The sequence below is a fragment of the Paenimyroides baculatum genome, from assembly GCF_008629655.1.
In the GTDB taxonomy this organism is placed as follows: domain Bacteria; phylum Bacteroidota; class Bacteroidia; order Flavobacteriales; family Flavobacteriaceae; genus Flavobacterium; species Flavobacterium baculatum.
This window is the reverse complement of record NZ_VWSG01000001.1, coordinates 500,498-512,708: the sequence shown is the minus strand read 5'-3', so window position 1 is coordinate 512,708 and position 12,211 is coordinate 500,498. Positions and strand designations below refer to the sequence as shown.

Sequence of the window (12,211 nt, the reverse complement as noted above, 5' to 3'; positions counted from 1 at the left end):
TGTTTTTTATATTTTTGATGTTGCGTTTAAGACCTTTTAGTTTCCTAAAAGCTCTTACTCTTTATTTTTCTGTTAATCCAATATGTCTATGAACTTGTCTTCTTTTCTTCACTTGTATCTCAAAGCGGTTGCAAAAGTAGTAATCTTTTTTAAACCAGCAAAACTTTTTTTAAATTATTTTGAAAGTTTTTTTTCTGTGGGCGATGAGGGGTTCGAACCCCCGACCCCCTCGGTGTAAACGAGGTGCTCTGAACCAGCTGAGCTAATCGCCCTTTCTTTTTTGAACGGATGGCAAAGATACAAAATCTTTACTATTTAATCCAAATTTATTTTTTACTTTTTTTTCTAGGAACGTGGCTTTACTTGTTCTGAAAGCGGTTGCAAATATAGCACTGTTTTTTCCGATCTTCCAAATGATTCTGCAAAGTTTTTTATTCTTTTTTGTAAGAAGCTGACAGAGTGTATTTTCCCACAGATGCACGGATGATTTATTTGCGTTTAATGTTGGATGCTTGGTGCAGGATGTTTGGCTGAAGCTCGCAGCTATTCTTTTATTTAACCACTGATTGCGCGGATTTACGCTGATTTCTTTTTACTATTTGTCTAAAGCCAACTTTAATTTACAATAACCCCCTAACTAAAGTTCAGGGCAATTGATGTATCAAAATAACTTGAAACCTTAAACCATTAACCACAGATTCATTGATTTACACGGATTTCATTTATAAACACTTCATAAATAGTGTACCGAGGCTTAATGAGATGCCGAATCAAGTTCGGCATGACAAAATTCGTGAATATAACGGCTTGCGTTAGGGATAGTAGCGGATAGCCCTCAGCGAGGAGGCACGAAGAGCGAGGACTTGGAGCGAATAGTTCGCCACCAAATACTTAATCGAATTTTATGTTAGCTTCTATGATGATTTTTCCAGATTTTGTTTTGAAACTAAATGTAAGGGGAACGCCCAAAAACAAAAAAATCCCGCTAGTGAACTAACGGGATTATGTTATTTACTTACCTATGCCGTAATATTGAAAACCAATTTCCTGGATTTCGGCAGAGTTTAAAACGTTTCGACCATCGAAAATAAAAGCTGGTTCTAACATTTGGTTTTTGATGTATTTATAATTGTATACCTTGAATTCATCCCATTCGGTTAGGATTATTAGGGCATGCGCGTTGTTAAAAATCGCATCTGTACTATTATATATGTGTACTTTTTCTTGCAAATGTTGTAAATTATCGTCGGTAATTCGTTCTAAATCGGAAAAAATTTGCTGTGCGGTAACTTTTGGATCATAAATATGCAGTTCGGCTTGTTCTTCGATTAAATAATTAGCGATATCAATTGCGGCAGATTCACGAGAATCGTTTGTATCTTTTTTAAATGCCCAACCTAATAGCACAATTTTTTTTCCTGAAACGGTATTGAACATTTTTTGAACAACCTTTTGTGCAAAACGCTTTTTTTGGTAGTTATTCATTAAAATTACCTGTTCCCAATAATCGGCAACTTCGTTTAAACTGAAAGATTTTGCTATGTAAACCAGATTTAAAATATCTTTTTGAAAGCAAGATCCGCCAAAACCTACCGATGCTTTTAAGAACTTTTCTCCGATACGCGTGTCTTTTCCAATTGCATAAGCAACCTCATCTACATTTGCTTCGGTTACTTCGCAAATTGCCGACATGGCGTTAACAGAGGCTATTCGCTGTGCCAAAAATGCGTTGGCAGTAAGCTTAGACAATTCGCTTGACCAAATATTTGTTGTGATAATTTTATCGCCAGTAACCCAATTAAGATAAATACCGGTTAAAGCTACAATGGCATTTTTGCCACCTTCGGTATGATAATCGCCGCCAATTAAAACTCGATCTGGGTTTAAAAGATCTGTAATCGCAGTGCCTTCGGCAAGAAATTCGGGATTTGAAAGAATCTCGAATTTTACATTATTGTGCGATTGTTTTAAAATACTTTTTATGGTTGATGCGGTACGAACGGGCAAAGTAGATTTTTCGACTACAATTTTATCTGTTGTTGAAACGCGGGCAATTTGTCGTGCACAAAGTTCGATATACTTTAAATCAGCAGCCATTCCTTTACCTATTCCGTAAGTTTTGGTAGGTGTGTTAACCGAGATAAAAATCATATCGGACTGATCAATCGCTTCATCAACATTAGTACTGAAAAATAAATTCACGTTTCGTGTTTTCGCAACAATATCAGCTAAACCCGGCTCGTAAATAGGTAAAAAGTCTAAATCTTGAGAATTCCAAGCGTTGATTCGATCTTGATTTACATCGACAACCGTAACTTTTATATGTGGATTTTTTAATGCAATGACTGCCATTGTTGGACCACCAACGTATCCGGCACCAATGCAACAAATTGATTTTATCATAAAATATTTTATATCGCAACAAATGCCGCTTTAAAAATCAAAAGTAAGAAATGATTTTTAATTTAAGTTTACAAACTATCTTCTTTAAAAATAAAAGGTAATAAATTTTGGATTGATGGCGATTGAACAACCTCTCCCGATTTACCCATAAAATAAATTGGAATATTGTTTTTTTGTCTGTTTTCATATTCCAATAACGATTGTCTACAAGCTCCACATGGTGGAATTGGTTCTAATGTATCTTTTAAGGTTGAAGATGCCGAAATACAAATACAGACAATTTCATCGTTAGGATAATTAGCTCCAGCTGCAAAAACCGCTGTTCGTTCGGCACAAAGCCCCGATGGATACGCCGCATTTTCTTGATTTGATCCTAAAACAACAATTCCGCTTTTTAATAATACAGCTGCACCAACCTGAAATTTTGAATAAGGCGCATAGGCTTTTGATCGGATTTTGATTGCCTGATTCATTAAATCATGAACATTGGCAGGTAAATCATTAATTGAATTAAAAGAATACAATGTTGTTCGTATATTGATTGCTTTCATAAACAGACAAAAAAGTCCAAACGTAAACGCTTGGACTTATAAAAAAATTGATTATAAATTAGTTTTTGAAATAATCTCTACCAAAGTTAAAGGTTAAAGAAAAACGTAATGTATTTTCTAATGGGTTTTGAATTTTACCAGTTGCTACCAAGTAAGAAACATCGATATTTACAATGTTGTATTTAAAACCAGCACCTAAAGTTGCAAATTTACGTGCCCCTTTATCTTCTGCTTCGTTAAAATATCCTAAACGGAAAGCAAACGAGTTTTGATACCAGTATTCCGCACCTAACGACCAAGTAAACTCACGCATTTCTTCACCAAAACCTCCTGGTGCATCACCAAATGATTTAAACATTCCAGAAAACCAACCTATATCGCGGTATTCTTGTAATCCATTATTAACTGTTGACTGTTCTTCTGCATCTAATTCACCATTACCGTTTGAATCTTTAAAAGTTGGTTGGATATTAGAAGGAACCATTAGTTTGGTTGTTTCTCCGTAAACAGTAACCGTGTTGTAATTATCCAATATAAAATCATACCCCAAACCTAAACGTAAAGTAGTTGGAATATTACTTGCTCTTTGAAGATCACCCGTATAATTAATTTTAGGCCCCATATTTTGAAAGTTGAAACCGGCACGTAATCTTCCTTCGGAATTACTCATCTGGATACGATCACTTTCGTAAAAACCGGCCACATCAACAGCAAATGTACTTGCACTTGTTTCACCGTCTCCACGTAATTTCAAGTTAGAACTGATATATCTACCTGCAACTGCCATACCAAAATTTTCTGAAAATTTAATGGTATAAGAAACATCAACAGAAAATTCATTTGGTTTTTCAACGCCTTGAAACTGACCTTGATTATCTGTTAAGTTAATTTCACCCAAGGTAAAATAACGCAAACTGGCACCAACTGCACTACGTTCATTTACACGATTATAATAACTTACACCCATTAATGATATATCGCTGGCAATTTTTGACATATACGGAGTATACGATAACGCAAAACCTTGTTGTTTTTCTGCAAAAGCATATTTCGCGGGATTGTAAAATTGCGAAAAAGCATCAGCCGAAGTTGCAACTCCCATATCACCTAATGCACCTGAACGTGCATCTGGAGTTATCGTTAAAAAAGAAACACCTGTTGTTATTGCGGGATTATATTCTAGCGGATGTCCTGCCGGAACAGGTAATTGTTGTTGTGCAAATGATGAATTTACTACAAACAAACTAACAACTGCTATTGAAATTTTTCTCATGTATATTTTATTATATTGAACAAATATAAAAATTAGTTTTTAAATAGATTTATTAAACTATAAGATAACTAACTTTTCAATTTTCTCTGCCTGCTGACCCGAAACTGTTGATTTTACCTTTAAACGATAGATATACACGCCCTTACCAATTCTGTCGCCAAAATCATCGCGCCCATCCCATTTAATATCTTTTGATAAAATTCCGTCTGAAACAATGGCTTGATTGATTGTTTTTACAATTTTACCCGAAACAGTTAATATTTGAACTTGTGCCTGTAATGTTTCGTTAGGGCGGTTGTGTTGAAACCAAAACTCGGTATAATCTACAAACGGGTTAGGATAGTTTAAAACTCTGTCTAAAACCAAACCTGAATCAGCAGCCACTACAAAGTCTAACGTGGCTGTTGCCAAATTATTGTACACATCCCAACCTTTAAATGTAATAGTATGCAAACCTTCTTTTAAATTACTGAACGGATAGTTAATAAAACCTTTCATAAAATTATTAGGTTCGGTTTCGTAAAACTCGTTCATTACAATAGGATTGTTTTCATCGCCATCTAAAATCGCCACCATATCATGACCAATTCCGCTGGCTGTGTTCATTCCGTTTTCATCTTCTAAATGTGCTAAGAACAATGGTGCATTATTGGTGATTCCACCCGAAATAAAAGTTTCATCGTTCATAAACAGTTTAATCTGCGGCGGTTTATTGTCTTCGGCAGCATTTTCGTTTACACCACCAATCTTAATGGTAGTATTTGCACCTGTATAATCATCTAAAACATTTGCTTCTTTCACGGCGTAAAAACTTGCTTTCCCCTCACCTACTGCAATTTTAATATCTTTTGGAACTACAAATTCAATTTCGAAAACTCCGTTTGATACTGATGCATTTCCACGAAACACAGTTTCTCCTAAGGTAGTAAAAGTCATTGGATCACCTACACCATCGTTAATTAATGTAGTTTTTTCTTGATTTTTATCGAACATTTGAACAGCCAGATTTCCGTTAAAATTCGAAATCACCTGACCACCTTCTGTTGTAACTTGTCCTTTTAACTTCACTCGATCCAAAGCACGTAAACTGCTTGTAAAATTCTCAATTGGCTCTTCGTTAACATGTGTAATAACAATATTTGGTTTTGGCATTGCCAACTTTAAAGCTGGATCACCAATAAAAGCGATCATACCTTGCTCTCTAACATTGTCATTTTTCATGTTCATTAAAGCCTCTGCCATTGACAAATCAGGCAACGTATTGTCATAATCGAACAACCATTTCGCGCCTACTTTTGTAGCCGTTTCTGCATTGCTAATACCTATTTTACGGGTTGTTGCAAAAATACCAATTGCACCCGATTTTTCACGTAAATACAGAAATTCACCACCTGACTTCTGCGAAGGATCATCGAAACGTGTAAAATCACAAGTCATAATTACAAACAATGGGTATTTATCTGTATTCGTTAATTTTTCAATATCAGGAATTTCAAAATAACGTTCTCCACCCAAGCCAGTTGCAGAGCCATGCCCTAAATAACTAGCGACTAAACTTCCGTTATTTATTCCGTTTAAAAAATCTTCTTTAGCTTTAGGATATCTTGGACCACCTGCTACAACTTGTTGCTGATACGAATCGGCAATAACTTTTTTAACATTAAAATAAGGTTTACTTGCTACCAATTCGTCTGCCATTTCATTTAATGCAACTTGTAAACCTACATCGCTTCCGCTATCAACATCATCAGCAAGAGCTGTGTAAACATTTTTCCATCTGCCGAAATTATCTTTACTTAAGTATTGCTCTATTTTATTAATCATAGCATTAGCTTCCTGTACATTAGTAACAGGCATTCTACCTATACTTAAATCAATTCCTATATAATCCTGACTTGGAAAATTTCCTTCGGTTTCATCTAACAATGCATAGAAATCATCTGTTGCAAAAGTGCTCCAATCATTAAAATTTTGCGATGACGATGCAGACAAATCTGTATACAAATAATGAAAAATCGGCACCAGATTAGATGATGTTTCAAAATAATTTGTTGAAGCATCGCCCATTAAATTCACATATTTCAGGGTTTGGTTTCCTGCAAAATACACATAACGTATAAAGTTACGAATAGCAGCAATATCTTGCTGACCCGACGAAAACTCGTTATAAATAGCGTCTAACGGAACAACTTTAACATTTAAATTACTTTGTGTTTTATGAAGATTTGCCAATCGATTTGCCGCTGAAACCAACTCATTTGTTGTGATAATAATGTAATCTACATTTCCACCTGATAAAATGGTTCCTTTTAAATTTTGATTTACAACTTTAGAATTTGGAACATCGGCAGGAGTATAAAAATCATTTTGATCTACCGCAACATACTCTCTTAATTCACCCAAAGGCATTTTAAAGCTTATAGCACCCGCTGTATTTGGTTTAAAAGTTGCATTGTAACGATCGGTAACATCCCAAACCTGCGTAATGCTTTGCGCGCTGTTTATTTGGAAAGATCCTACACCGACTTGAGAAACAGCATCCGTAAAATTAAATTTAAACTGTTTGTTGTATCCTGCCAAATGTTTGTAGTAATCAATAGCAATAAAATCTATAAATCCGCGTGCAGATGGAACTCCGTTATTATTAAAGCTAATTGTAAAGTTATTGGTTTCGCTGTTCAAATTCATTTCGTGCGAAAAATAACCTTCACCACCTAAAACACTACTTGATTTACCATTCACGCTTCGTGTACCAATTTGCTGGTTGTTTAAAGCAATATTAAAAGATGATTGATTTTGCGAAATTGCAGCTACATTCACACCTATTTTTGCCGGTTTTGATGAATTTAACATTGGGGTTTGTAAAACAACTTGCTTGTTAAAACTTTGTCCGAAATTTTCACCAAACGTTTTTCTACTTAACTGCACAACGTTTTCAATGTTTTTTTCATCGTAAGATCGCGCAATATAATCTGTATAGTTAACCGTTGCCGCACCAGCAGGCTCGATATACGTTTGCATACGCTTACCAACTGTTCCGCCATACGTAACATAATAATAAGCATCGTTACTATACAAATTTAAATGGGTAGCATTTTCTTCGCTCCAACCTTTTGTTCCAACAGCATAAAAAAGTGCATAATCTGCGTCATTCAAAGTACCGTCTTGTTCACCTTGAAACTGAATGGCAACTTCAGGAAGATCAAAATACAGGTTTTCACTGTTTGCAAGCGGCAACATATCTCCACCATATCCGTAAACCTTAATCGTTCGTGGATCAACATCGTTTGGAATACCTAATTTAGCAAAGAAGTTTCGATCTAACCTATAAACTCCTGTTTCGTTCACCTTGAACTTATACCAGTTTCCTTGAGCAAGAACAGAATTTTGAACACTAAAATCGGTACCTTTTGCTTGATTGCTTTTTCCTCCTAAAATTTCGAACACAATATTGGTTACTTTACTGTATCCGCTTCCTGTTTTAACAATTGGGTTGAAATCTACAATTGCAGATCGCACACCTTTTGTTGTGTAAATACGTACGGTTGGGTTTATAGTAGCCGGAATGTTTTTAGGATTGATATCTTTGTACTTTGAAATATCAATAGCCTGCAGGTTTTGTGAAACAATTCGCACCTGATCTCCTTGCACATTATTTATATAGGCACTTGCACGAACGATTTTTTCGCTTGAATTATATCTAAAATACTCTTGTTGAAAACTCGGTACAAAAAAGCTTTCTTCACTACTTATAGTAATAGTTTGCTCGGTCCATTGTAATTGAACATCTTTAGTTTGGGCATTTACGGTATAAAAACCCAAGAAAGCAAAAACAGGTAACAGTCTTTTCATTTATATAGAAAATAAACATCTATTAATAATTTGATAAAAATAATTAAAATATTACATTTATAAGTACAACGTATAGGAAGACTTTAATATTTTTCATTTTTTAAGTTTTTTTTAAATATTTTTGATTTTAATATTGTTAATCAAAAGCTAATTATTATATTGCAACGAAATTTATTACCTACTTTAACAATGAAGATTAATAAAATTATGACACTACAATTGATAGCTGTAATGGCAGCGTCAATTGGACTTACAAGTTGTGGAAACAGTAACGCTACTTCGTCTTCGGCAACCGGCTGGAAAATAAACGACAAAAAAGGTGGTTTCCAATATAACACGTCATACGATGGCACCGAAGTTCCTTATGGAATGGTTGCTATTGAAGGGGGTACATTTACAATGGGACGCGTACAAGATGACGTTATGGGCGAGTGGAACAACGGCGCTACACAACAATATGTACAATCGTTTTTTATGGACGAAACAGAGGTAACAAACCTTATGTACACAGAATATCTTTCATGGACCAAAGCGGTTTACCCACCAACTGAAGCAAGATACCGTCAGATATATTCTTCTGCGTTACCAGATACTTTAGTATGGCGCAATCAGTTAGGGTTCACAGAAACTTTAACAAACACGTATTTACGCCACCCTGCCTACCAAAGCTATCCTGTAGTTGGTGTTTCATGGGTTCAGGCTAACGACTTCTCTAAATGGAGAACGGACCGTGTGAACGAATTAAATTTAGAGCGTGCGGGTTACATTGCCAAAAACGCTAAAACAGATAAAGCATACGGAGAACAAACATTTTCTACCGATACTTATTTAAAGGCACCTAGTAAAGCTTATGCAGGTAATGACAGTATTGTTTTTAAAGGTGTTAAGAATCGTGCCAAAGACGGTCAAAACGGTGTTTATGCAAAAATGGAATATGGTATTATTTCTGCTGAATTCCGTTTACCAACAGAAGCTGAATGGGAATATGCAGCTAGCGTAAGAAAATCAGACCGTGTTTACAACAATCAACAAGGTAGAAACAAATATCCTTGGGGATCTGACGATGTTCGTACAAACTCACGTAAATCAAAAGGAGATTATTTAGCTAACTTTAAGCAAGGTCGTGGAGATTACGGCGGTATCGCAGGATGGTCTACAGATGCTGGTGAAATTACTACTGCTGTAAAATCATTCCCTTCAAATGATTGGGGATTATATGATATGGCAGGAAACGTTGCTGAATGGGTTGCAGACGTTTACCGTCCGGCAATTTCTTCTGAAGTTAACGATATGAACTATTTCCGTGGAAACGTTTACAACAAAAGTGTTATTGGTCCAGACGGAACGGTACAGGTTGTAAGTGCAAATATTGAATACGACACATTACCAAACGGAAAACTACGCCCACGTGCATTACCTGGTGAAGTTCAAAAAGAAGGAGTTGGAACTGAAGACACCTTCCAAAGAAGAAATTTCCAAGGTGATAACAGTATAGCTTATAAAGATGGTGATACATTTGAAAAAGTTGGTCAAAAAGGTACAATGTACAATTCACCTCAAGACCAAGCTGTTTATGACGCTCAAGGTAATTTAACATACACATTAGATGATGCTGCAAGAACAAGTTTAATTAACAACAATTCACGTGTTATTAAGGGGGGGTCTTGGAAAGACAGAGCTTATTGGTTAGATCCTGCAACACGTAGATTTATTGATCAATATTCTGCATCTGACTTCGTTGGATTTAGAAATGCAATGACAAAAGTAGGTAACACTAAATCTAACAGCAAGAAAAAAGCAAGAGGTTAATTAGATCTTCATTATAAAAGTAACCTTAATAAATAAAAAAGTCCTAATCTTTTACTGATTAGGACTTTTTTATTGGGCAAAAACAAAATCTAATTTCATGCTATTTTTGGATTCTTTTCTGCTTTAATTGTTGTTAAATCGTAATTTGCAAATGCTTTTAAATAGGTTTTAATATCAGTTCCATAGCCATCTACAAACGAAACATTACCATTAGACCTTAAAAAATCTTGAACCGAACCTGCACCGCCCAAATGTGCTGCTGCTAGAATTCCGGATTCTGTAATTAAAATTCCGCGTATTGTTTTACCTGCGTACTTTTGAATTTCTCTTCGTAAAATCCATTTATTTTTTTGTACATAAGCCACAAACGCTTTTTCTTGTAACGCCGGATTGTTCAAAAAATCTTGTGTATTCTTTAAACCGATATACTTTAAGGTACCTTTACCAAATTGGTATTTTCCCATATATCCGTACGAATTCACCGTTTTATAATCACCATCCGATTCTTTAACCGCTAATGCTTCTTTAAAATCTATAAAAGTGTTTTTAGTTTCAATTGAAAAATCTGCATTATTCAATTTTTCATTAATATCACTCAAAGTACTTTCATGTGTTGAAACGTTATACGCTAAAGGTTCACTAATCTTATAATAATGGTTAGTTATTAAAGTTTTTTCAACGCCTTTAAAAGCCATAGTTATTAAAGCAATTGCACTGGCAGTTACAATAAAATAAGAACATTTTTTTATCATTCAATATCATTTCTCAAACACTGTCACTATTTGAATTTCCTTTGCAAAGATACAAATAAAATTATAAACCACTGATTTACAATGATTTTATAGGATTTTGTTAACAATTAGCTCCAAAAGCAAAGGCTCGCACAATATGCGAGCCTTTCAAAAATATGTTGATTTATCTTATAGTAAAGAGTAAACAAAAGTTGGGTGACCTCTTTCTAAATTAGGCAAAGCACCACCTGTCATTTTAATTTTGTAGATGTTTCCTGCTGGATCTTTCAATACATAAAAAACATCGGTTTTAAGAACGAATTGTGACATTGGATTTCCATCAGGTCCCGGAGCACTTGTTCCTCTCCAAGATGAACCAATACCTCTTTGATCGTTAATAAATTTAGATTGATCAACATTAGCCATTGTAAAACTATCGAAAGAAAAATCAGCTGTAGAAACACTGTAAGCTAATGCTCCACCTCTACTGTTATTTACTACAAAATCAGGGAAGAAATATGGAGTATTACCTCCGAAAATATTTGTAAAAGTAGTAAAATTAAGATCCCATTTTTCTTTCTGTGGTTCCACATTTACTGCTGCGTTAGCAGTGAAGCTGAAGAAATTAAAGTTAAAAGCAGCATTTTTATCAATTATAACTTCATTAAATGTTGTAGCATTTAAATCCGCGTATTGAAATTTGTAACCGTTAGCACTTCTTAAAATTCTAACTTTTTTCCAACCTCTGTGAGATCCGCTATCAGCTGCCGGAGAACCTAATGGTGGAACTGTTGAGCTTGGGTTGCTTCCTAAATTAATTAAGTAAACAGAGTTTTCAGCATCATTTGCCGATACTTCTGCAATTGCCGTTCCTGTAATAACACCTGTTGGATTATCAATTTGATCAACACTACCTGAACCTTGAGAGATTAACATTGTATTATCTTCTGTTACAACTGTTGCAAGGTTTGTACTATTTAAAGATTTTGCAGACATTTTTACAGAATTGTTTAAGATAACTCTAAATTCGTTACCAGAGTAAAATCCTAAATCCCAAGAAATACGAGGCACAGTTGTCATTGCACCACTGCTTAAATCGATATAAACCTGATTAGCTTGTGATGGTCCGCCAACTTGCGGTGCTAATGATTTACCTGTAAGAGCTGTTTCGTTAAAGTTTAAAACGGTTGTAGTATTTCCTTTAATCTCATAATTAGTAGAGATTGCATTAATGGTATACTTTACATTTTTAACCTCTCCTTCAACAGCAGGAACTAATTTATTGAATTTGAAAACAACTTTTGATACACCAGCTTCAAACGGAACTGTTAATTGCGATGCAGATCCTGCTGGACTAGTTGTGTAATCAACACCATACTCAGCTTCTGTTTCTGCTACGCCAAGTGTAATAGTACCTGCAGCTGATGTAGTTTGTGAGAAAGAAATAACAACATCTGTTACTTCTTCGGTTAGATTTGCAGACGGAACAGCAAAACTTACTGCAGCTGGTCCTGAATCTACTCCGTTATCATCTTTACAAGAGTAAAGTGCTAAAAGCAAAAACGAAAAAAATAATAAATACTTCTTCATGA

Annotated in this window: 7 protein-coding genes and 1 tRNA gene; 1 reads left to right on the top strand and 7 read right to left on the bottom strand. The window is 35.0% G+C overall.

The annotated features are described in order from the left end of the window. Positions 1-197: 197 nt before the first annotated feature. The 5 genes from F0460_RS02450 to porU all read right to left on the bottom strand — a co-directional run bounded on the left by F0460_RS02450 (position 198) and on the right by porU (position 8,079). A tRNA-Val gene (locus F0460_RS02450) sits at positions 198-272 on the bottom strand. Positions 273-1,011: 739 nt separating this feature from the next. After that, positions 1,012-2,403 carry a nucleotide sugar dehydrogenase gene (locus F0460_RS02445; RefSeq protein ID WP_150009900.1) on the bottom strand — a complete coding sequence of 464 codons (1,392 nt, stop codon included), beginning with the start codon at positions 2,401-2,403 and terminating at the stop codon, positions 1,012-1,014. A gap of 68 nt (positions 2,404-2,471) precedes the next feature. Next, positions 2,472-2,954 (bottom strand): cytidine deaminase, encoded by a 483-nt coding sequence (cdd, locus tag F0460_RS02440; protein ID WP_150009898.1) that lies wholly within the window; start codon positions 2,952-2,954, stop codon positions 2,472-2,474. A gap of 58 nt (positions 2,955-3,012) precedes the next feature. After that, positions 3,013-4,227, bottom strand: coding sequence for a type IX secretion system outer membrane channel protein PorV (gene porV / locus F0460_RS02435; protein ID WP_150009896.1), 1,215 nt, complete (start codon positions 4,225-4,227; stop codon positions 3,013-3,015). 57 nt (positions 4,228-4,284) lie between these two features. After that, positions 4,285-8,079 carry a type IX secretion system sortase PorU gene (gene porU, locus F0460_RS02430; protein ID WP_150009894.1) on the bottom strand — a complete coding sequence of 1,265 codons (3,795 nt, stop codon included), beginning with the start codon at positions 8,077-8,079 and terminating at the stop codon, positions 4,285-4,287. A gap of 189 nt (positions 8,080-8,268) precedes the next feature. On the opposite strand from porU, the gene gldJ reads away from it, so the two are divergent. Beyond that, positions 8,269-9,888 (top strand): gliding motility lipoprotein GldJ, encoded by a 1,620-nt coding sequence (gldJ, locus tag F0460_RS02425; protein WP_150009892.1) that lies wholly within the window; start codon positions 8,269-8,271, stop codon positions 9,886-9,888. A 95-nt stretch (positions 9,889-9,983) separates the two neighbouring features. Here the strand turns inward: gldJ and F0460_RS02420 are convergent, their stop codons facing one another. Both F0460_RS02420 and F0460_RS02415 read right to left on the bottom strand, forming a co-directional pair. Continuing rightward, positions 9,984-10,640 (bottom strand): peptidoglycan-binding protein LysM, encoded by a 657-nt coding sequence (locus F0460_RS02420; RefSeq protein WP_190304069.1) that lies wholly within the window; start codon positions 10,638-10,640, stop codon positions 9,984-9,986. Positions 10,641-10,808: 168 nt separating this feature from the next. After that, entirely contained in the window at positions 10,809-12,209 is a 1,401-nt protein-coding gene (locus tag F0460_RS02415; RefSeq protein ID WP_150009890.1) for an HmuY family protein, read from the bottom strand. Positions 12,210-12,211: the final 2 nt, after the last annotated feature.

Excerpts from the sequence above, each read along its gene's own strand:
- F0460_RS02445 (WP_150009900.1), bottom strand. The coding sequence starts at position 2,403 with ATGATAAAATCAATTTGTTGCATTGGTGCCGGATACGTTGGTGGTCCA.
- F0460_RS02420 (WP_190304069.1), bottom strand. The coding sequence starts at position 10,640 with ATGATAAAAAAATGTTCTTATTTTATTGTAACTGCCAGTGCAATTGCT.
- F0460_RS02415 (WP_150009890.1), bottom strand. The coding sequence starts at position 12,209 with ATGAAGAAGTATTTATTATTTTTTTCGTTTTTGCTTTTAGCACTTTAC.
- porV (WP_150009896.1), bottom strand. The coding sequence starts at position 4,227 with ATGAGAAAAATTTCAATAGCAGTTGTTAGTTTGTTTGTAGTAAATTCA.
- gldJ (WP_150009892.1), top strand. The coding sequence starts at position 8,269 with ATGAAGATTAATAAAATTATGACACTACAATTGATAGCTGTAATGGCA.
- porU (WP_150009894.1), bottom strand. The coding sequence starts at position 8,079 with ATGAAAAGACTGTTACCTGTTTTTGCTTTCTTGGGTTTTTATACCGTA.
- cdd (WP_150009898.1), bottom strand. The coding sequence starts at position 2,954 with ATGAAAGCAATCAATATACGAACAACATTGTATTCTTTTAATTCAATT.